Origin of the sequence: Paenibacillus sp. J5C2022, from assembly GCF_025567625.1 — a bacterium.
Lineage (GTDB): Bacteria > Bacillota > Bacilli > Paenibacillales > Paenibacillaceae > Pristimantibacillus.
In genome coordinates this window covers 23485-45579 of sequence record NZ_JAOQJC010000010.1, presented here as the reverse complement: position 1 = coordinate 45579, position 22095 = coordinate 23485, and the positions used below count along the sequence as shown (strand labels likewise).

General features: G+C 53.5%; 15 protein-coding genes. 5 read left to right on the top strand and 10 right to left on the bottom strand.

Features of this window, described 5'->3' with window-relative positions; genetic code table 11:
• Window positions 1-345 precede the first annotated feature (345 nt).
• Complete coding sequence (locus M6D81_RS10080) at window positions 346-2070, top strand: glycoside hydrolase family 2 protein (RefSeq protein ID WP_262676752.1); 1725 nt, start codon at window positions 346-348, stop codon at window positions 2068-2070.
• A gap of 694 nt (window positions 2071-2764) precedes the next feature.
• On the opposite strand, the gene M6D81_RS10075 is transcribed toward M6D81_RS10080, so the two are convergent.
• From M6D81_RS10075 to M6D81_RS10030, 10 genes are all read right to left on the bottom strand, one after another.
• Entirely contained in the window at window positions 2765-3610 is an 846-nt protein-coding gene (locus M6D81_RS10075) for a DUF4362 domain-containing protein (RefSeq protein WP_262676751.1), read from the bottom strand.
• A 721-nt stretch (window positions 3611-4331) separates the two neighbouring features.
• A complete protein-coding gene (locus tag M6D81_RS10070; RefSeq protein ID WP_262676750.1) occupies window positions 4332-4838 on the bottom strand; it encodes a DinB family protein in 507 nt (168 codons plus the stop codon).
• Between the two features lie 88 nt (window positions 4839-4926).
• Window positions 4927-6075, bottom strand: a complete 1149-nt coding sequence (locus tag M6D81_RS10065; RefSeq protein ID WP_262676749.1) for a Gfo/Idh/MocA family protein — start codon at window positions 6073-6075, stop codon at window positions 4927-4929.
• Between the two features lie 30 nt (window positions 6076-6105).
• Window positions 6106-7500 carry an L-arabinose isomerase family protein gene (locus tag M6D81_RS10060; RefSeq protein WP_262676748.1) on the bottom strand — a complete coding sequence of 465 codons (1395 nt, stop codon included), beginning with the start codon at window positions 7498-7500 and terminating at the stop codon, window positions 6106-6108.
• Window positions 7500-8561, bottom strand: coding sequence for an amidohydrolase family protein (locus tag M6D81_RS10055; protein WP_262676747.1), 1062 nt, complete (start codon window positions 8559-8561; stop codon window positions 7500-7502). Before M6D81_RS10055 ends, M6D81_RS10060 begins: the two co-directional genes overlap by 1 nt.
• Before the next feature lies 1 nt (window position 8562).
• Window positions 8563-10038 (bottom strand): xylulokinase, encoded by a 1476-nt coding sequence (locus M6D81_RS10050; RefSeq protein ID WP_262676746.1) that lies wholly within the window; start codon window positions 10036-10038, stop codon window positions 8563-8565.
• A gap of 16 nt (window positions 10039-10054) precedes the next feature.
• On the bottom strand, window positions 10055-10843 hold the full coding sequence (locus M6D81_RS10045; RefSeq protein ID WP_262676745.1) for a DeoR/GlpR family DNA-binding transcription regulator: 789 nt from the start codon (window positions 10841-10843) through the stop codon (window positions 10055-10057).
• Window positions 10821-12416, bottom strand: coding sequence for an aminotransferase class III-fold pyridoxal phosphate-dependent enzyme (locus M6D81_RS10040; RefSeq protein ID WP_262676744.1), 1596 nt, complete (start codon window positions 12414-12416; stop codon window positions 10821-10823). The genes M6D81_RS10045 and M6D81_RS10040 overlap by 23 nt, the downstream gene beginning before the upstream one ends.
• Window positions 12417-13349: 933 nt before the next feature.
• A complete protein-coding gene (locus tag M6D81_RS10035) occupies window positions 13350-13835 on the bottom strand; it encodes a DinB family protein (protein ID WP_262676743.1) in 486 nt (161 codons plus the stop codon).
• A 66-nt stretch (window positions 13836-13901) separates the two neighbouring features.
• Window positions 13902-15002, bottom strand: a complete 1101-nt coding sequence (locus M6D81_RS10030) for a hypothetical protein (RefSeq protein WP_262676742.1) — start codon at window positions 15000-15002, stop codon at window positions 13902-13904.
• Window positions 15003-15175: 173 nt separating this feature from the next.
• On the opposite strand from M6D81_RS10030, the gene M6D81_RS10025 reads away from it, so the two are divergent.
• The 4 genes from M6D81_RS10025 to M6D81_RS10010 all read left to right on the top strand — a co-directional run bounded on the left by M6D81_RS10025 (window position 15176) and on the right by M6D81_RS10010 (window position 22003).
• Window positions 15176-16003 (top strand): AraC family transcriptional regulator, encoded by an 828-nt coding sequence (locus M6D81_RS10025; RefSeq protein ID WP_262676741.1) that lies wholly within the window; start codon window positions 15176-15178, stop codon window positions 16001-16003.
• Between the two features lie 110 nt (window positions 16004-16113).
• Window positions 16114-17781, top strand: coding sequence for a GMC family oxidoreductase (locus tag M6D81_RS10020; protein ID WP_262676740.1), 1668 nt, complete (start codon window positions 16114-16116; stop codon window positions 17779-17781).
• A gap of 266 nt (window positions 17782-18047) precedes the next feature.
• Entirely contained in the window at window positions 18048-20297 is a 2250-nt protein-coding gene (locus tag M6D81_RS10015) for an alpha/beta hydrolase (protein ID WP_262676739.1), read from the top strand.
• 23 nt (window positions 20298-20320) lie between these two features.
• Window positions 20321-22003 (top strand): S-layer homology domain-containing protein, encoded by a 1683-nt coding sequence (locus M6D81_RS10010; RefSeq protein WP_262676738.1) that lies wholly within the window; start codon window positions 20321-20323, stop codon window positions 22001-22003.
• Window positions 22004-22095 lie beyond the last annotated feature (92 nt).

Here is a 22095-nt window from a genome sequence, read left to right as displayed (position 1 = left end):
AATTCGACCAATAGGAGAATCGTTGTGGATTATGACCGAATTTTAATGTACTTATTCCATTTGCAGCGTGTGACAACGATGATTTCAACTTCAATTATGACATAAAATCCAGTTAGCAGTCTCGTTAGCAGTCTCGTTACATGAAATTGACCGCCAAAATAAACTCACCGTCTGCCTCATCTCTCTATTAGTAGCGCCATTAGTAGCTCTTACGGCCTTAGATCCTTCAAGAATGAGCTTATATAATGAGTCGATTCTACAATTTGTCGAGCTTATCTTCTATGTTCCTCCTCTCCTGCTCGCCCTACAATAGAACGAAACAGAGGTGCATATGGAGGAGATCACTTGCGTACATTCAAGCAGCATCATAGAAGACAAACGGTATCATTGAACGGTCTGTGGCAGTTCCGCATCGACCCCGACGGGATTGGAGAAAAAGCCGGTTGGTTCGCCCGATTCCCGTCAGAGAGTGACGCCATGCCTGTACCCGGCTGCTGGAATAATGAGATCGGATATTACAATTACGAAGGTGCGGCATGGTACCGGACGTCGTTCGTACTGGTGGAGAACCGTTCCATTCGTCTCTTGTTCGGCGCCGTATTGGGTTATGCGAAAGTGTATATGGACAGCGTGCTTGTGGCTGAGCATGAAGGCGGCTTCACCCCATTCCAGTGCATCCTTCACAATGTCCCGCCGGGTAAGCACGAATTGATCATACGCACGGATAACACATCGGACGACGCCACTGTCCCTTACCGCATCGTAGACTGGCATCATTACGGCGGCATTCACCGCAGCGTAGAGCTTCAGCTGCTGCCGGATCACTACATTCATCATGTGAAAATCGACTACTCGCTTAATGATGCCTTAACGCAGGCCGCCTTATCGATTGAGACGGAAGTCGTCTCGCTGTCGTCGAAGCTGCAGCAGGTCCCGCTGCAGGTTCGCATTGGAGAGGGCGATATGGTGCTGACAGAGACGACATCGCTTCAACCCGGCGAGTCACGCATCGTCCGCTTTACTTGCACAATGGACGATATCGCCTTATGGCAAGTCGGCAAGCCGGCATTATACACCATCTCGGTCAGCACCGATCAAGACGACTACATTGATCGCATCGGCTTCCGCAAGATTGAAGTGGCTGATGGACAAGTGCTCGTCAATGGACAGCCGCTCTATATGCAAGGAGTGAATCGGCATGAGGAGCATCCGGAGTGGGGCTTCGCCTTTCCCGAGAAGCTGATGAAGAAGGATCTGGACATTATTGAGCAGGCTGGGTGCAACAGCATCAGGGGTGCCCATTATCCGCAAAACCCTTATTGGCTGGACTTGCTGGATGAGCGCGGCATCGTATACTGGGCGGAAGTGCCCGTATGGGGGGCGCATATGCCAGTTGAAGTGTTCGCCAATTCTGTCTATCAGGAGAAAGCAGCGATTATGATGGAAGAGATGATTCGGCGTGATTATCACCATCCCTCCATCCTGTTCTGGTCGGCGCATAATGAGATCGATACCCGGACAAAGGAAGCCTACCAATTCTCCGAGCTGATGGTGAACCGAATCCGGAAGCTCGATCACACACGACTTGTCGCTTACGCCTCGCATTTCCCGATGGAAGATATCGTCATGGATCTGTTCGATGTGATCGGCATCAACAAGTATGACGGATGGTACCGGGGAGATGTGGAGGAGTTCCAGCCGTTCCTGGAGCAATTCGAGACATACAGCCGCCAGCATGGCGGAAGCGACAAGCCATGGATCATGACTGAATTCGGCGCAGCGGGTATCTACGGTGATACGGGCTGGGAACCGCGCTTGTTCAGCGAGGATTATCAGGCGCATGTCGTCGAGACGGCACTGCGCATCTTCCGGCGGCATAAGCGCATTCAGGGCACATTCGTATGGCAGTTCGCCGATGTCCGTGCCGACCTGCACAGCGACAAGACGACTTTCCGCGACCGAGCGCGCGGTTTCAACAATAAGGGCATCGTGAACGAGTACCGCAAGCCGAAGCTGGCTTACCGGGCGGTTCAGCGAGTCTATCGGGAGCAGCGCGACAATGAGCATTAGCGGTACGTGAAGAAATAGACGCGAGCTCCAATGTATGCCGCATACGCTATTCCGATCCGAACTCACCATTCCGGCGCTCTATTCCGGCGCTCTAATGTATGCCACATACGCCATCCTGGCCCAAACGCACCATTTCGACGGTCTAGTGTATGTGGCATTCACTATTCCGCTCGAACGCATCATTCCAGCGCTCTAATGTATGCCACATGCGCTAATTCCGCTCGATCGCACGATTCCGGCGCCCTTAATGTATGCCACATACGCTATCCCGACCCGATCGCACCTTTCCGGTGCTCTAATGTATGCCACATACGCCATCCTGGCCCAAACGCACCATTTCGACACTCTAGTGTATGTGGCATTCACTATTCCGCTCGATCGCACGATTCTGGCGCCCTTAATGTATGCCACATACGCTATCCCGACCCGATCGCACCTTTCCGGTGCTCTAATGTATGCCACATACGCTATCCCGACCCGATCGCACCTTTCCGGTGCTCTAATGTATGCCACATACGCCATCCTGGCCCAAACGCACCATTTCGACGGTCTAGTGTATGTGGCATTCACTATTCCGCTCGAACGCATCATTCCAGCGCTCTAATGTATGCCACATGCGCTAATTCCGCTGCAAAGACAAAGTGCTCTCCCTCCAGCAATCCGGCGAAGGAGATACCCATCTGCAGCTTACAGCTTATGGGGTTACCGGCTCGGGTATCGACAGATAGAACATTCCCCCGCCACTGCCGCCGCAGCCATCAAGTCGATAGGCGGTGCCCCGCTCGTTCTTCTCCGCTTCCAGCTCCCTGCAATATTCCATTCGCTTATTAGGCGTGCCGAAGGAATCGTGCGAGTTGTCATAACGGTGCCGAATCGTCCCTCCGTCGAACCGCAGATGATGGAAGATGGGGTCTCCTTCCTTCGTATAAAATACAACCTGCACTTCACCTTCTACGCCGGTCTCCACGCTTTCCACAAAGCTGTCCCACGCCTCTCGGTTGCGCATGTCGCCAAGCGAAGTCAAGATAACGTCTCCATTCGCAGCCGCAGTGTCCGGATTGTACGGAATGCCCCAGATCAGAGTACGCAGCTCTTTCGTCGCTTTCTTCGTTAGCCGATAGCCCGTGCTCGTATCGTACACATAGGTGAACAGCCCCTGCTCGGATTCGGTATCCAGCCACAGGTGAATGTCATATTGCTTGCCATCCTGCATTACAACAACGTCAAAATCGGGATGGGCGATGTCCAGCTTGCCAAGCATGCGTTCCGCCGTTCTCACTGCTTTGGCGAATGACGCAATCTCGTCTTCGTCCCGAAATGTTCCATAAGTCTTCTTATTCACACGACCGAAGTCCAGCGAACGGCTGACGGTCACCCCATCTTTCACTCTCAGCCCCACATCCGGAATCGCTGTCCCCCGCGGCGTATCTGTTGGCGCAGAAGCCGCTCCTGAAGGCGCATCGTTCCCCGTCAGAGCATCGCATCCCGCTATGAGCAAGATGAGCAGCAGCAAGACTGCACTTATCATCCTCTTGACCATGGCCTAACCCCCTTTTCTATATTCGACGTATCATAACAGGAAAAGGGTGCTGCAAACGATTAGGCGTTGACTGATCCTGTAATGGAGCTCTAACGGATTTCAGCGACCCAAGTACTGTGGGGACCGCTAGCTTGGCGTTTCGCTTGAATTTAGCCAGATAAGGACCGTGACGTTCGCTAAACTGTGAACCAGCAGTCGGCGCAGGGTATGGGGGCAATGTGGAATCGGGTATGATACGGTACCGGGGGCGGTACGGGTACAGATGCGATACAATGCGAGGCGCGGGGTACGGGGCAATGTGGAGTGCGGGTATGATACGGCACCGGGGACGGTACGGGTATAGGTGCGGTGCGAGGCGCAGGGTATGGGGCCAATGTGGAATCGGGCATGATACGGCACCGAGGACGGTACGGGTACAGGTGCGGTGCAGTGCGAGGTGCCGGTACAGTGCGGTACCGCACCTGTAGACGTGGAGCAGTTGCGTGCCTCTGGACACATAAGAAGAAAAAAGGACGCCCGAAGGCGTCCTGAGGTTTCTCAACAGGTGCAAGTTAACTGCGTTAACCGTTCCATTTCTTATAGTAACTCCATAAACCAATACCTATTACTGCTGGCGAGTCTGCCTGCATCGCGACCGCACCTATTACTGCTGGCGAGTCCGCCTGCATCGCGACTGTACCTATTTACTGCCGGCGAGCCGCCTGCATTGCGACCACACCTATTACTGCTGCCGCGCCGCCTGCATCGCGGCCGTCTCTTCTTCGTTCGGGCCGTAGACGCCTGGAGCTGCAATACCTGCTTGCCGCATAAGAATCGTCATTTGCCCTCTGTGGTGAATTTGGTGACGGACAAGCGTAGTAAGCACTCCGCTGTAGGTCGTATCAATGAATCCGAACAGCTTCAGCCCATCCTTCAGCTTGTCATCGCTCCACTGTTCCTTCAGCGCTGCCACAGCCTCTGCGCTCATGCGGCGATAGCCTTCCGCAATATCGGCTGCGCGGGAAGGTGTCGGTCCCTTATAATCAGGCCCATCAAGCTGCAAGCCGCTGGAACCGAGGAATGCAGCGATACTGCCCACCAGATGCCAGCCCAGATCGCCCAGCGTTCTCGGTTGCGCTTCAGATACCGCTTGCTTCAAGGAATCGTCCGTCAGAGCATCCAGCACCTTCAGCGTCAGCCCTTCCTCATAAGCCCAATCTCTCATAAAGCCTTCCATACTTTGATACATTGTCCACCACTCCTTTAACCAGATACTACCACTAACTGGCAGACTAGCGCAAGAATGATATCACGGTACAGGATTACAGCGTCCACCCTCAGGTCAACTTGATAATCTGGTCCTTATACTGGCGGGTCTTCCGGAAGTCCGGCATCTCCATTACCTTGCCGCCGTTCATAACCGACAGCTCCGACAACAAGCCGACGGCTGTCCATTCGCACGCGTCATAGACATCTATTTCCGGCTTCGTCCCCTTCATAATCGCATCGATGAAATCCTGCACGATGAAGAAGTCACCGCCCCAGTGGCCTGCAGACCGCTGCTCTTCCGTCACCTGCTTGTATCGGTCCGGCAAGTAATCGTAGAAGTCCTTGAGCGGCCTCCACTGCGGATTGTCGCTGCCGCCATGCACGTCCTTCAGCCATATTTTGTGGTCATCGCCCATTCCCCGCGGTGCTTCATAGCACCCATTTGTACCTTGAAGCGAATAGTAATTCATGTTATGCGGCCGCTCCGATATGCAGTCTACCCGGATCTTGATCAACTTCCCGCTCTCCAGCTGGCAGAGTGTAATGGAAGTATCCTCTTGCCGCAGCTCCTTGGCGGTATGCCAGCCCGAGCCGACACAAGATATCGATTTTATGCGGTCGTTCTTGAACCACTGCATGACCGGTCCCAAGCTGTGCGTCGGATAGAAGGAGCCCCGTTTTCCCAGCTGCCAATATTTCCGCCAGGAGGTTCTGCCGTCTTCCTGATGCTTCCGGTTGTAGCCTTTCAGCAGCTTTTTGTTTTCGTGCAGATACTCCCCTTCTCCGAAGTAAATGTCCCCGAACATTCCCTTCTCCACCATATTCCGAATGAGCTGATTTTGCGGAATGTAGCAATAATTCTCCGCCATCATATACACTTTACCCGAAGCCTCCACCGCCTCGGTCAGCCACCACAGCTCATCCATCGTCACGCCGGCGGTTACTTCGCTCATCACATGCTTGCCGGCATCCAGCGCTTGCAGCGCCTGGGGAACGTGCAGCTGCATCGGAGTGGCGATGACAACGGCGTCGATATCGGAGTCCAGCATATCCTCGAATATTCGGTATGTGCGTGGAATCCCGTATTGCTGCGATTTCTCCTTCAGCAAGTCTTCATCCAGATCGCACAGCGCGACGACCTCCGCATCCTTGGAGACCTGGAATCCCTTCAGCGTGCTTAATCCTCTTGCCCCGGCAATCCCTACTTTAATGGCCATTCTCCCAGCTCCTCTACTTGTAAATGAATATCACCCGATTGTTACCGTATGCCAGCCCATGATGTCGCCGAACCGCTCCAGCACCTCGATAACGTCGCCGTAGACGATCACACCGTGATGGATGCCTCCATGCTTGCTGAAGGAAGAAAGAAACTCGGGTGCGGGAAGTGATGGTCTGAACCATCCGCGAATACTGTCTTCCATCCTGTCAATCCCCTCGACATCCAGCATCTGTATGCGCGACAAGATGAATGTATAGGCATTGTCCGCTCCCGGAGCCAAGCAAGCATACACCGCTTCGCCGCCGCGGAATCTGCCGCAGGCGACAATCGGGTTGCCCGCATCCGTGAAGGGGAATGGCTTCTCCCGAAGCACCGGCTTGTTCGCCGCGACACGCACATTCATCTCTCCCATATGGCTGAGGAATATCGCATCGTTATCCCAGTCCGGACAGAACATCTCCGTGAACGATGCATCCGGATAGACGGATAGCAGCGCGCCGACTAACGCCGCCGTCAGCACATCCCCTTCCCCGGCGTAGCCGATTCCCCGGCTCATCGCCTTGCTCGCTTCCAGGAAGGGCATAGTGAATAACGCAGATCGTCCCGTAATCGCCATGAAATTGACCGTTAATGCGGTTAATCGTTCCGCTTCGATCAGATGCCGCAGCGACAGGCCGTCGTGAACGGAGCGGCGGTACACCTCCTCATCAAAGCTGCCCCATTGATAATCCCGCTTATCTCCCTCCATCTCTTCATCGATCTGACGATCCGACACGGCTTCGAACAGCTCCGCGTCATTCTGAAGGTCGAAGCTTATCGTCTCGATCCCAATCGTTGCGCGCAATACCTCCTCCGGCACCAGGAAATCCCCCATGCCTTGGAACGGATCGCCGATTCTGCCTACCTTCGCCCGCTTCATCTCCTTCGAGATTCGCGCCGCCCTCACGCAAGCCGCAACCCGATCGAGGACATCCGACTTCTCCCAATGGCCTGATTCAATGAGAAAGCGCTTCCCATTGCGCAGCAGAAGATTGCACATATCCTGCACGCCGTGTATGCCATGGTTATACAGAATCTCATCGGGATGCTGAGCAGGACTGAAGTCGTAGGTGGGTGTCGTATTCAAAACAACCAGCGGTAGCCCGGTTGCCGCCAGTGCGCTTGCCGACTCCAGAGAAGGCGAGTAAGCCAGATGTAGCGTAACGACAGCGTCGGCCCCCTCCCTCTCGAAGCTTTCCATCGCCGCTTCAAATTCCGCCTGTACCCGGCATACGGGCGAAGAGACAACGTCCAGCCCCCTCTTTTCAAACTCTCCTATAATTATCTGATGGAACGCATCCACGCGCTCCCGCAGCTCAGGCCAGCTGTCATCGTAAAGCTGAATATACATGGGCAGAAGGGCCATCCTCAGTCTGTTCCCCATTAGCGCCGTCGCTCCTTCTCAATCTGATCGATAAGTGCCTTGGCATTAGAGTAAAAAATGTCCTCTACGTCCCGCTTCGTTAATCCTTCGGCCTCCGCCGCCACCCGGAAGGCATCGATCTCCTCGTACATGAAGAAGGAGAGCTCCTCCGCTTCCCGCCCTTCCACTTCCCGCATGTTGGGATCTCCCGATACATCCCCGTACAATCCCTTAGGGACAACATTGACGTACCTGCCGTTCTCGCAATAGCGCTTCATCCTCATCTTGACGATGGGAAGATCGCTGCCGAACAATATTCTCTTCGGGCCGACGGCCTTAATCAGCTCCCGGAACACATGCGAATTAGTATTGGCGCTAAAGTCGAATACCATGTTCCTCGTCTCCGCCAATAGGTCGAAAGCATCTCCCACATCCTCCGGACAATACGCTCGGCCGACATGGGCAATGATCAGCTTGACCGCGGGGTACTTCCGCTCGATCTCCAGCATCTGTGCCAAGTTGACAGGGTCCTTCAACCTGCCGTCCCTCGGAATATGCAGCATGACCATCCATCCGCGACGATTCAGCACCTCAAGCTGATGCGGCGGAAGGAAGTCGTAGATGCGAATTTCCTTCTCCGGAATGTACGGGTCCGCGAAATTCAGATACACCTTGCAACCCAGAAATCCGCCCCGATCGATGCCCTCTTCAAAATCGGCGGCGCTCTGCTGGGGCCTCGTCACCATCAGCGACGGCAGCTTATACTGCTCGGCACATGATCGGATATATTCGTTCCCCGCCGCAATATCATATTGCAGGCTTACTTGCGAGAAAATGAGCGGCGTCACTTCCTTCCCGGGAAACATCGCTTCATACGTCTTGAACAAATCTGCAATGGAATTGTCTCTTGCGACCAATGACGGCCAAGTCACCGCTCTAACGGGAGCACCGGTCGATTCGAGCCGGATGTGGTCCAGCCAGACATGCGTATGAATATCGATCATCCGGTCCGGCAAAAAATCCTTCAATTTCTCTTCATAGAAAATCTTGTCTACTTCCTTCATTTCGAACAAGGCATGCATGTCAAGACCTCCGAACCTTTTGATAATTGCCGGCAAAGCGCCGGTACTGCTCGCTGTACACCCTGTGCGCCGCTTCGTCCGGCGTACGGACACCCCTTCGAAAAACCAGCCTCCGATGCGCATCCTCTTCATTCCGATACAGTCCCGCACCGATCCCGGCCACGATCGCCGCTCCAACCGCACCCGCACAGGAACCGTTAACGGTGACCACTTCCCTTCCGAGAACATCCGCCACGATCTGCGGCCATGGCGCGGTCTCGGAAGGTCCGCCGACCATCGTCACCGATGTGAACGACAGGCCGGCAGCCGCCAGCTTCTCCACCTGCTGAAGCAATAGATAGGCCGTTCCTTCCATCAGCGCTCTCGCCAATTGTTCCTTCCCATAAGCTCCTCCAGCGTCGAGCTCCTCCTCCAGCATGGGATGAATGAGAAGCCCTCCCGCTCCCGGAGCCGCTGCGCTTGCAAGCCTGTCGAACTCGCGATACCGGTCCGGTCCGTCTGCGATATAGCGGCAAATGTACTTGTCTATGGAAGTCGCGATAGCCGGAAGCGAGAACATCGCTCCCCAAGGCCCTCTCGGCTGAAGGAACGGGTCCACCAGCAGCTTCCCTTCGACCGCCTTCCGTCGATCGAACGTCGGGAAGAAGCCTACCCAGGAAGTCCCGCAGGAGAGAAGCAGCTGTCCCTCCTTCACAATGCACGAGCCTCTCGCCGCACAGGGATGGTCGAAGGCGCCAAGCACGACGGGCGTTCCCTCTCGCAGCGTCGTAGCCGTAGCGGCGCTTGGCGTAATGCCTCCCAGCACGCTTCCCACCGGATGGATAGGGGGCAATTGGTCAACGGATACGCCTAATCGCTCTGCGTAAGGCAAGTGCCATTGCATCGCCTTCTGATCCTGCAAGTAAAAGGTCGTTGCGGTGGAGGGATCGATCCCCCACTGCCCCGTCAAACGATACAGCATGTAATCCGTACTCAGGCAGATGCGGGCTGCGCCTGCCAGCGTCTCCGGCTCATGACACTTCAGCCACGAGAGATGAGCCAGCGGAAACAGCGGCATGTACGGCCAGCCGATGCGTTCATGGACTTCGCTCGCTTCCGCATCCCCGAATACTTCGTCCATCTCTTCTCTTACTCGCTCGTCCATCCAGCTTATTGCCGGACGCACCGGCTCTCCCCGCTCATTTACAAGCACAGTATTGCCGCTGGCCGAAGCCATGCTGATCGCTGCTACTGTCCCCCCTGACGGAACAGCGCCCGCCAGTCTGCGGATGATGGCTGTGACAGACTCGTACCATTCACCGGCATTGAATTCGATCAGACCGTCATCGGACGGCAGATAGCGGGTGGCCGCCTTCTCACGCGAGAGGATGGCTCCGCCGGCCGACATCAGCACGCCTTTCACTGCAGACGTTCCGATATCCAGTCCGATGACGTATTCCAATTCGTTCTTTTCGCCCTTCATATGCTCATCCGACATCCCGATCGCCCCCTCGCTACACCAGCCGGATTTCAACGCCCTTCTCGCGCATTGCTTCCAATTCTTCTTTATTGGCATTGTCATTCGTAATCAAGCAATCGATTTTATCGACACCCTCAATTTGTGCAAAATTGCCCCGCCCGATCTTCGTGTAGTCGGCGACCAGAATCCGTTTATCCGCCTTGCGGATCATCTGCCGATACAGCTCCGCTTCAAGGTGATGATAGGTGGTGACGCCATATTCCGAGCTGACGCCGTCGGAAGACAGAATAAGCTTGTCGGCTTTGTACTTGCTCAGCTGGCGGATCGCGTCGTCGCCCGATACAAATTCATACTGTGTATTAATGTTGCCGCCAAGCATGACGACCACATGCAGATGGGGATGGAAGCCGGCTTCATACGCAATCGACAATGAATTCGTAATGATGATGAGGTTTTTATGATTTTTCAACTCTCGCATCACATAGAGCGGAGTCGTCCCGGAGCCCAGAATAATCGTGTCCCCATCGGAGATCATGGCGGCGGCTTCAACCGCGATCCGTCTCTTCTCCTCTTTGTTCGTCTCTACCCGGCCACGGAACGTCATATTGTAATAGTTTTTATAAGCGCTGATCGCTCCGCCGTGAACGCGCTGCAGCAGCCCTTGCCCTTCCAGCTCGTCGAGATCGCCTCGAATCGTCACTTCCGAGATGCCGAACCGCTTGCTCAGCTCTGTCACCTTCACCTTGCTCTCCTGCTGGAGCAATTCGAGAATCGTCGCTCTCCTCTGGTCAATGTCCAGTTCACCTAGTATCTTCTCTGTCATCAGCTTCCCTTTCCTCTCGGATGGCTTGCAAAGCTTCATCCATTCTGGCAATCATATAATCCAGCATCTTCATTGTAGCAATAATCGGCGGTTTCGTAAGCGCGGCCGGCGGGCAATTCGCTTTATACGTCTGCGCGCTAATGTCAATGCACTGTTCCCCCAACCTGCCTGTGAATGCGGCTGCCAGCTCCGCTTCATGGAAGAACAAGGTGGACAGATGCCCCTTGCCCTCCGTCCGTTCTATTATCGATGGATAACGCGAAGCGAGCGCCTTCAGCCGTTCTTCGTAATATTCGCCCATTGCGCCAATCCACGCAGCATTCTCCTCCGCGAAGGTCATTGTAATGAGATAAGCCAGCGCCGCCAACTCTTCTTGTCCGTTCGTCACCAATGCGCCGAATTGATTCAGCGTATCCATCTCGGCAGTCGTTATGATGCGCGAGGCCGGATACTGCCCTCCCGGGAAGCCCTTCCCGATAACGACAAAGTCCGGGTTCAGCCCGTAAGCCCGGAATAAAAACATCCCGGGATACCACATGCATGACTGGATCTCGTCACACATAATGGGAGTGTCGTTCCTGTGGCACATGTCATAAGCTTGCTGCAAGTAATGCTGCTCAAGCCTGATGCCGCCGTAATTCATCAGAATGATTTCATGCAGGAATCCCGCGACTTTGAACGGGGGTTGATTGTATCGTTCGAATTTGGACTTGAAATCCTCATAATCGTTGATGCCAACCGGACATACCTTCCATATGCCCGCATCCTCCAGCTTGTCGGTCATGTCGGGCCACATATTGCGCAGCGTCTGCGCAATGACGCTCGTCCCGTGGTAATTAGCGGCGGCTCCGCCGTCGCGATCGCCCATGACGAAAAATACCGGCGTTCTTCCTTTGTATTTCGGTTCAGGGAAAGTCGCATCCAGGCGATAGAACCTCGCAAGCATCATTTTTATTCCCGCTTCGCACGCCAACGTTCCGGTCTCCAGATTGATGACCCGGTTCAGCACATGCGGCTCGCGAGAATCCAGTACACCGTTCAGTGAATCCGTATCCTCCCGAGTGAGCCCATTCGCCGTTCTGATCAACTCCCGCTCCAGCAGCCGCGTCACATATCCCCGGGTATTGTTATGGGTAGCATTGGTAATGCCGAGCGCCCTGGCATAGTCGATGAGCTTGTAGCCGGGGAAGTTATGTCCCAGCGGCGTATGGTAATGCTCACTTTTCCCCACCAGATAGAGCCTGCCGTCCTCGCCTAAGCGTAGGTAGCCAATTCCGCCAAGCGGGCTAGCTTTCGGATTACTTGCTTTTCGATAAGCATTCGTAGGCGCACCGGAAGTAGACGCTTTCATTTCCGGAATGATCTGCTTCCCTACTTGTTCCAATAGCAGGTCCGTCTTATCCCTATACGCATCGGGCAAGAACTCGATCTCTTCCGCCGCAAGCTTCCTCGCCTCTTCGCCGCTCAAGTCGGTTAGCAAGGCAGCACCCGCCGTGACGGCGTTCGTGTACTCTCTTCCCAGCAGCCGGGACAACGATCGCTTCACAGTCTTCATCGTTTTCATGGTTTTCATGGTTTTCATCTCGCTCTCGCCGCGTAATGAGCTTCCTCATAACATTTCGTTCTACTTTCGTTTTATGTTATATAACTTTCTTTTTGTTGTCAATATATTTCGATTATGTTTCCAATCACTTTGTATTCGCATTTCGTTTCATTTCGGCTCAATATCACCAATGGAAGAAAAGCGCCTAACGGTGTCCATAAAGAAACTTAATGGCCTACTCACTTTTGGCTCGCGCGCACCTTTTCGGCGCTCCAGTGTAGACATACGTTCGAGGACGGGAATGGCTGGTTAGAGCAGCTATAGTGTATGTGGCATACGCTCGAAGTAGGGAATGGTTAGTTTGAGTAACTATAGTGTATGTGGCATACGCTGAAGACGGGGAAGGCTGGTTTGAGAAGCTATAGTGTATGTGGCATACGCTCGAAGTAGAGAAAGGCTGGTTTGAGTAACTATAGTGTATGTGGCATACGCTCGAAGTAGAGAAAGGCTGGTTTGAGTAACTATAGTGTATGTGGCATACGCTCGAGGACGGGAAAGGCTGGTTTGAGTAACTATAGTGTATGTGGCATACGCTCGAGGACGGGAAAGGCTGGTTTGAGAAGCTATAGTGTATGTGGCATACGCTCGAGGACGGGAAAGGTTGGTTTGAGTAACTATAGTGTATGTGGCATACGCTCGAAGTAGGGAATGGCTGGTTAGAGCAGCTATAGTGTATGTGGCATACGCTCGAGGACGGGAATGGCTGGTTCGAACAGCTATAGTGTATGTGGCATACGCTCGAAGTAGGGAATGGTAGTTTGAGTAGGTTATAGTGTATGAATTCTACACTAGTACGGCTCACACGCCCCCTTTCGGCGCTCCAGTGTAAACTGATGCTCGCATCATTTCCTAAACACCAAAAAAAGACCGCTCCAGCAGGAGCAGCCTTCATCATTCTTCGTTTTATTTTCCCATCTTGTCTATAAATCGTTTCTGCACATTAATAGTATTGAAGTGCATGCCCTCATGATAGAGCGAGAAATTGACGAACTCGCCAATCGTGTGCATCGTCAGCCCGCTTCCGGTTGTATAGGGAGCAATCGCGGGCTCCGACAGCCGCTGCTTCAATTCGTTCTCGACGCGGCCCGACTGCGCTTCAAGCATAGCCAGCAGTTCCTCCTTGGCAGGAGGCGCCACGGACCAGTCGGCCGGCTTCGTCCCTTTGCTGAACAAGCTCTCGAACCCTTCGGGCAGCTGCAGCTTCCCACCAGAGAAGTGGAAGGCGAACTTCTCTTGCACCAGGTAGATGTGTCCCAGATTCCAGCGGATATTGTTATTGAACCCTTCCGGCACGATATTCAACGCCTCTTCCGACAATTCCTTCACCGCATGAACCGTTAACTGTCTTACGAATGCAAGCTGCTTCCATATCGCTTGCTCCATATCCATATCCCCATCTCCCCCAATGCTGCATGATGTACAACCAGTGTACCATGATCGCCTGTTCAGGAACAGCTAACCATCCACTCCGTAATCGTACAGGAGAACACCCGACCATTCGCGCGAAGGCCATTTCTTCATCGGGAGCGCCCCATCCTCCGAAGGCGTTCCGTCTACCCCGTAAGCAATGCTCGTGCAAGGTGATACGAAGGCTCGCTTCTCCTCCTGCCATGACAGGATACAGCTTTCCCTCGCATTGGGATCTTGCGCCGAATACACCTCGTGTCCTTTATCCCTCTCCACGATGAAATACCGGGAGGAGCCGTACGATTCCCAGTATACCGCTTCTCCATCCCGGTCTTGCTCCAGCCTGTGGGCAGCCTGCCCTTCCGGCAGCAGAATGCTCCACGTCCCCGTATCCTTCGCATTGCGAATGAAATAATGGCCTTCATATTGATAGATCGGCGTTCCCTCCGTATACGTGCCCGCGCCATCCACCAGCAGTTCCGATATGTCGCTGCGCTTCGTATACCGGATGTGATCGGGAAGAGCCGACGTGACGACGGCAACCTGCTCCATCTCCTGCTGCACACTATCTCCCCAACTACTACCCATGAAATAAGACATATGCTTCTCCCCGTTAATGATTGCCATTGGACGCCAGTTATCCAGCGTAACGCTCACCTTGCCGCCGCTTGCCAGAATATCGTCCAGATCCATCGCGAGCAGCTCGGCCATACTGGAAGGCAATCCATAATGATAGCGGTCTTTGACCAGCATGATCCCGTTCTCCGTTAGTCCGTCGCCTGGATGACCAGAGTATATCTCTGCATTGAGCTTCATGCCGGCGCCGTCATTTATATATAGAAAATACCGGTCTCTGTATCCTTGCAGAATGGCGTTGTCCGGCGGAAAAGCCTCCTTCACATATGCCGCATCCTTCCACTCCGAGAGCAGCCCGCGAATCCAGGCTTTATCCCGAATGCTTATAATCTCCTCTTGCAGCGGCAGCTCCCCGTCCCTTCTGACCAGTTGAATCTCGTCCACTTGGTAGGGATTAAGCTTGGCTCCCTCTATCCATGGACGATCCATGAAGAACCAATAATAAATGCCCAAGGCGACAGCCGTTCCGGCTACGAATAGCCACTGCCTGCGTAATATTCGTGAATGGCGCACAGACCCATCTCCTTGCCTTTTATTCCATCTAGTCATTAGACACCTTGAACAAAGAGAATGTTGCGCCGCATCATCTATTCCCCCCGCGAATCAAGCCCTGAAGCACGCTGTACAGCAGTGCAACAATCCCTTACACTAGTAGGATAAATCTGTCCGATAGAAGGTGCTAGAGATTGGATTATCATCTGCTGCACAGGCTTCACCCCAAGCTTCTTGATGTTGTCATACGAGATGCCGACTTCTGGCCGCCCTTCCGCTATGAACTGATTCGCCGGCCTGCCAAGCTTCATATCCTCGCATTGGTCTATACGGGCAAGGGAAGCCTGGAGCTGAATGGCGAGCATTACGAGCTGGCTGCAGGAAGTATGTTCCAGCTCCATCCGGGGGCAAGCGTGCATATCAAGTCAGACGATACAGATACACTATGCTTCTACTCTATTCAATATAAAGGATATGTGAGCGTCACCGATCAGTCAGGCGAGTCGCTCGCTCCGCTGACAGGCATGCTGCCTATTCCCGCACATGCCGTCTATCGCGATTGGCAGCCGATGCGCGATGCGTTCCACTCGTTATGGCGCGATTGGAACGGCAAGCGCCCCCGCTACGAGTGGCGGAGCAAGCTGGCCTTCTTCACGCTATTGAACGAACTCGTGCAGCTTCAAGCGATGCAAGCGGAAGGCTATGCGCGAGCGGCCGCCATGGATGGCGTCATCGACTATATTAACGCCCACTACATGGATTGCCTGGACCGGGACCGTCTCGCGGCATTCGCCAATCTGTCGCCCAGTTACTTCTCCACCATATTCAAAGAACAGACCGGCTACTCGCCAATCCAATACGTCACTAAGGTACGAGTTGACCGGGCCAAGCAATTGCTCCGTTCCACCATGCTTTCCATTGCCGAGGTCGCCGCGCTTGCCGGCTTCCGGGACGCCTTTTACTTCACCCGGTTGTTCACGAAGGAGACGGGCTTCTCGCCCACAGAGTATCGGAAAGGATAGTATTGTGCGGAATTTTCACACTCCGCCGTACATTCATACAGTAGCTTCAAAAATATGCGAATAGAATGATAGGAAATCATCCACCTCTCAATTGCGAAAGGAATGAGGACATGTCAGACAAGCATATTTTTGATTACATTGTCATTGGCGCCGGAACTGCCGGAGGCGTCATTGCCAAAGAGCTGACAGACGATATGGAAACTTCCGTACTTGTTCTGGAAGCGGGAACCCGCACCACGAACAGCAGCCCCTCTCTTGAAACGGCAAATGCTTTATCCAGCGATCATAAGCTGTCCTTCAACACGCTCTCTTCCCTGGAGGCAAATATTAGCCGTCAGCTAAAGCTATCGGGCGGACGCGTGATTGGCGGGAGCTCGCAGCATAACTTTATGTATGCGGTGCGGGGCAGCCGGAACTTGTATAACGAATGGGCCAAGCTCGTTGGAAATCAGTGGAGCTACAAGAGCATTCGCTCTCTATTCAAACAGAACGAAACGTATACAGGCAACACACAACGACCAAGCGCACGAGGAACGACGGGGCCTATATACGTCAGACAACAAATTGTGCCGGATGGCGGGCTTACCTATACGCTTGCTAGGGCAGCTTCCCGAGCATTGGATATTCCCATTGTACAAGACTACAATACCGGGATAAGAGACTGTACCTTTTTCAAATCCCAGTTTATTCAACAAGAAGTAGACGGCAAGTTTGTCCGTTCATCCACTGCAACCGGATATTTAAACAAACATGTTGTTACTCAAGGAAATGAAGTTCATTCCGACGAGTATGGAGTCGGACAGAGAAAACTGGTCATCTGCGCTAAAACAACAGTTAATAAAATTCTGTTTAAAAAAGAAAAGCGGATGTATAAAGCTGTCGGCGTGGAATTTATAAAAAATGGTGTCTCGTATCGTCATTATGCCCGGAGAGAAGTCATTTTGTCCGCAGGCATATTTTCCTCTGCGATCTTACAGCGTTCAGGTATTGGGAGAAAGTGCGATCTTACCAAAGCAGGCATTAAAACGTTGGTGAACAGCCCTCAAGTAGGCTATAATTTCCGGACACATTACTTTGCAGGGATGGGCATAGAAGTAGAGACCAGCCGGCTGCTTGGTGTGCTGTCTTCCGATCCCGATCAGCCCATAGCGCTAGGTGCTTTCAAGAAGGGGAACGGTCCCGGCCGTCGCCTCCAGCTCTTGGGTGCGCCATTGCCATTGTTCATTCCCAATCCGGATGTATTCGCCAATCAGTGGGGATTCAACCCCGAAGCGCCAAGCAATGTTATGAGCATTGCAATATTAGATGTCAATCCCCGTAGTACAGGAAAAATTACTGTCACACATAGCGATCCGACAGCTTATCCGTCCATTGAATTTAATCCGCTTGAAAACGCTAGTGATTTAAACTATATGGTGGATCAATATATCCAGACTTTTAGATTGATTATGAAAGCCCGAGAGCTGGACCCGGAAGGAATCTATCGGGTCGTCTATCCATCCGAAGATGTCTTTCACATCCCTAATGAAGCTGAGAGAAGGCAGCGGCTCTCCGATTTCGTCAAAGCATCGTATACCAACTTCTCCCACTTTGGAGGGCATTGCAGAATGGGAAGAAATAGCCGGGAAGGTGTCGTCGACGGGTATCTGAATGTTTTCGGAACAAGAAATCTGAAGATAGCAGACCTTTCCATCGCTCCTTATATGCCGGATGGAAATACTTCCGCTGCAGCTCAAATGATCGGCTTGAACGCAGTTCGGTTTATCCGTGAAACTTGATTGGTGAATCATTCCGATAAAAACAAAAAGAGAGCATGATTTGAAATGTAAGACTTCAATTCATGCTCTCTTTTTCCTGTGACTGACCAATCAACAGACACAATACTGTCGTAGAACTCTATCTCTATCAGGCTTTCTATCACATCTTTGAGCTGCACCTTGACAGGATATCTGGACATGATTAGAATAAACATCAGATAATTGGATCATCCAATCACCTGATTATCTAATTATCCGATTTTCATCATTATTTTGGAGGGGTGTTCATGTATTCACGCAAATCAAAGCTTTTCGCTCTTGTATTTCTTTCATTGACTGTTTTTGCAGCAACACTGAACGTGGGGAATACCGAAGCGGAAGCGTTATCCGGCGGCACGACCGACACGGTTACTTTCGTCTCGCATGCTCTAACGGACGATTCCAGACCGGGCAATGACGAACTGACTTATAAGATATATTTGCCCGAAGGCTATGATGCCGACCGTTCCGAAGGTTATCCCGTCCTTTATCTGCTTCACGGAAGCTGGGGAGACGAGAACGGCTGGGATGATTTCTGGGATATTCTCGACGACATGATTGCAAGCGGTTCCATTGAACCGGCTATCGCGGTCGCTCCTGGCACGGGCAACAGCTACTGGGTCGATTCCGAGAAATTCGGCGCATATGAATCCGCCGTTACCCAAGATCTGATCGCCAAGATGGATCAGGATTATAACACGGTGGCCGATCGTGAAGGGCGCTATCTGATGGGTTATTCCATGGGCGGCTACGGCGCGCTGCGCTACGCGATGGTCTATCCCGAGCTGTTCGGTGCCGCTACACTGCTGAGCCCCGCCATCCAGCAGAACGAGCCGCCATCGACTTCGGGAGCTGTGGAACGCGGCGCGTTCGGCGATCCGTACGATCCTTCGCTATGGACAGCCAACAACTACCCTACGGCCATCGGCTCTTATGTGAATCAGCCTTATCGGGTACCCGTTTACATTTTCGCAGGCGATGACGACTGGAATCACCTTAGCGAGAAGGAGGATCTGCCGGACGACGCTTATAAATACAACATGGAAGTACAAGCCGTACAGCTGTACCAGGAGCTTCATCGAAAAAATCTGTTCACCCTTCCTTTCAATAAATGGGAAGAAGTCCCTTCAAATCCGGCGGAGCTGCGCATCATCAACGGCGCTCATGACGAAGAGCTGTGGCGGATCGGCTTCCGCGAAGGATTGAACTACATGTTCGGCAGAGATGAAAGCGTTGACACAAGTCCCGTCTACGATGCGGAGCAATATGCCGCGGTACAAAAAGGAAGCGTCGAAACGCATTCGGCAGAACTGGAAAGCTTGATCTCCGATTCCGCTGAAGGCAATGATATGACCTATAAAGTGTACTTGCCCCACGGCTATGACAACGCCGGAACGACACGTTACCCCGTCATGTACTTGCTGCATGGCAGCGGCGGCACGGCAACAAGCTGGGACAAATTCTGGCCGATTCTCGATAAGATGATCGAAGACGGAACCACCCCGCCCGTCATCGCGGTCGCGCCCGTGACAGGCAACAGCTACTGGGTTGACTCCGGCAAATACGGTTCGGTTGAAACGGCGGTCACACAAGATTTAATTGCGCTGATCGACCACGAATACAAGACGATTGCCAGCCGGAAAGGACGAGGGCTGGTCGGGTTCTCGATGGGCGGATATGGAGCGCTTCGCTACTCGCTTGCTTATCCGGAGCTGTTCGGAGCGGCAACGCTGCTTAGTCCGGCCATTCAGGACGGTGAGGCTCCGGTCACATCAGGCGCCGTATCGCGAGGCTCTTTCGGAGAGCCGTTCGATTCCGAGCTGTGGGATGCCAAGAACTACCCTCAAGCCTTGCAGACATACGCGGCGCAATCCAATCTTGTTCCGATGTACATCATTGCAGGAGACGATGATTGGAACCATCTGAGCGAGAAGGAAGATTTACCGGATGACGCCAACAAATACAATATGGAGGTTCAGGCCGTCAACCTTTATCAGAAGCTTCATCGCCAAAATCTGTTCGACCTGGAATTCGACAAATGGGAAGAAGTTCCCGGAAGCCCTGCCGAGCTTCGCATCGTTAATGGCGGCCATGACATGGGTGTATGGGCGGCAGGCTTCGAGCAAGGTCTGCCTTATATGTTCGGAAACGGCCTTCAAGCGCCGGTGGAAGACACAGATCCGTCTCTCAAGCCTTTCGAAATAAGCGGAGGAGCATTCAGCGCTGCCGGAGGCGTTAAGGCAACCGTCACCGTCATGCCTTCAGCCGGAGCGCCAGAGCATACCGGCAATGAAACGGTTATTTTCGAGCTTATGAAAGGGTCGGAGCCCGTCAGCATTGTCGCGATGGAACGCGACATCGCTTCTTCCGAGCAGTTGACCGCCCACTTCAATGTTGCCGGCAGCGGCTATTCTGTCAAAGTGTTCGTCGTCGACGGCTATGACAGCAGCTTTACCAGCATCGGCCTCTCTCTGGCCGAACCGCTAACTCTACAATAGTATGAAGAAAGCGAGGCAATAAGGTGAACAAAAAACGTTGGATTGCGGCCTTGTGTCTGACTTCGCTCCTGTTCTGGCTCTGCGTGCCGGGCATCCTGTTCGCTGATGCAAGTCCGGTTCGTCTCGATAAGCCGGCGAACAAGCATGCAGGCGAGACTGTGAACATATCAGGTGCGACAACGCTGGAAGAAATCACTGTGAAAGTCATTCGGCCGGACGGCACGATACTGTATTTCGATATTATGGAAGCCGCTGCAGGTACATTCTCGACTTCCTTCCGATTGCCTGCAGACGCTGCGCCCGGAACGTATACCATTGTCGCAGGTGCCGGAAGCGAGGTCGCTTCCGCCGCATTGACGGTAACCGAAGCGGATGCCGGCTCCGGAACGGCAACTCCGCCCCCGGCTTCATGGACGAAAGATCCCGAATCCGGTGAAATAACGCTTCATGACAGCTCCATTCATCTAAGCCGAACAACAGGCAGGGACGGGAGTGCCGAGACATCCGCTTCCGTTCGGGCCGAAGCGCTGCGCCAGGCGATAGCGGCAGCTTCCCGGACATCGCAGGAACCGCTCGTTCGTATTCCGATCAATGGAGCAACCTCCCGGCTCATCATAAAGCTGCCTGCCGATGTCCTGATGGAGGCGGCGGGCTCAGCTCCTGCGACTGTCATCATGCTGGAGGGTAATGGCGCTTCATATCGCCTCCCCTTAAGTCTAACCGGATGGCGGAATACGTTAAGCGAGCTGACCGAGACGCCGGCAGATGCAAATCTTGTCATCGAGATGAGTCCAACTAGCGGAACAGCGGCGCAGCGTGCAGCGGATGCGGCGGCAACTGCCAATGCCCGTCTCATTAATCCCGGTTACACGTTTCAGGTTTCCGTTGAGGCAAGCGGCAGTTCCTTCAATGTCGGCGGCTTGGGATCTGCGTACACCGTCCGCACGTTCACCATGGATGGCATCGTCCATGCCGCCGCCGCGACCATCGCCTTGTTCGACGAGTCGACCGGTACATTCGCTTTTGTTCCCGCCTTGTTCGAGCGCAGAGGCAATGCAACTCACGTTACGGTAAAACACTCCGGGAACGGCATTTATACTGTACTGTCGGCAGAGCGGACATTCCGGGACATTGCAGAGCACTGGGCCGGTTCAGATATTGAGCTGATGGCAGCCAAACTTATCGTGAATGGGCACACCGCCAACACCTTCGCACCGGACGCGCCCATCACACGGGCCGAATTCACTGCCCTGATTGTTCGAGGTCTCGGCATTCCGGCTTCGTATTCGGAACAATCGGCCGAATCGGGCGGGACATCGTTCTCCGATGTGTCCAATGATGCCTGGTATGCGGGATCGATAGCCGCAGCCATCGCGTCGGGGCTAATCGAAGGCTCCGGCAATGGCATCTTCAATCCGGATGCACCATTAACGCGTGAGCAGTTGGCGACGCTTGTCGTGAGAGCCTTGCAAGCATCGGGAAGCCTTGCTTCCGCACAGTCTCAGAATAATCCCGGCAACAGTGACTGGACCGATCGCAATGAAATCAGTGAATGGGCTCGCGATGCCGTCGCAATTCTGGCAGATGCAGGAATCGTTCATGGCTTCGCCGACGGCAGTTTCGGACCCGGGAAGACCACGACCCGCGCTCAAGCCGCCGTTATGCTCAAGCGGATGCTGGTCTATTGCGAATTCATTAATCCGTAAGTGAAATAACTCCACTTTTGAAGAGAAGAAGCGCGAGCTCCAGGGCAACTGCATTAGCCTCAGGAGTCGCGCTTTCCACTTATCTCACAACA

Bases quoted from the DNA above. Each gene is read 5' to 3' on its own strand.
- M6D81_RS10020 (WP_262676740.1), top strand. From the start codon at position 16,114: ATGTCAGACAAGCATATTTTTGATTACATTGTCATTGGCGCCGGAACT.
- M6D81_RS10040 (WP_262676744.1), bottom strand. From the start codon at position 12,416: ATGAAAACCATGAAAACGATGAAGACTGTGAAGCGATCGTTGTCCCGG.
- M6D81_RS10035 (WP_262676743.1), bottom strand. From the start codon at position 13,835: ATGGATATGGAGCAAGCGATATGGAAGCAGCTTGCATTCGTAAGACAG.
- M6D81_RS10060 (WP_262676748.1), bottom strand. From the start codon at position 7,500: ATGGGGAACAGACTGAGGATGGCCCTTCTGCCCATGTATATTCAGCTT.
- M6D81_RS10045 (WP_262676745.1), bottom strand. From the start codon at position 10,843: ATGACAGAGAAGATACTAGGTGAACTGGACATTGACCAGAGGAGAGCG.
- M6D81_RS10015 (WP_262676739.1), top strand. From the start codon at position 18,048: ATGTATTCACGCAAATCAAAGCTTTTCGCTCTTGTATTTCTTTCATTG.
- M6D81_RS10065 (WP_262676749.1), bottom strand. From the start codon at position 6,075: ATGGCCATTAAAGTAGGGATTGCCGGGGCAAGAGGATTAAGCACGCTG.
- M6D81_RS10050 (WP_262676746.1), bottom strand. From the start codon at position 10,038: ATGTCGGATGAGCATATGAAGGGCGAAAAGAACGAATTGGAATACGTC.
- M6D81_RS10075 (WP_262676751.1), bottom strand. From the start codon at position 3,610: ATGGTCAAGAGGATGATAAGTGCAGTCTTGCTGCTGCTCATCTTGCTC.
- M6D81_RS10070 (WP_262676750.1), bottom strand. From the start codon at position 4,838: ATGTATCAAAGTATGGAAGGCTTTATGAGAGATTGGGCTTATGAGGAA.
- M6D81_RS10055 (WP_262676747.1), bottom strand. From the start codon at position 8,561: ATGCATGCCTTGTTCGAAATGAAGGAAGTAGACAAGATTTTCTATGAA.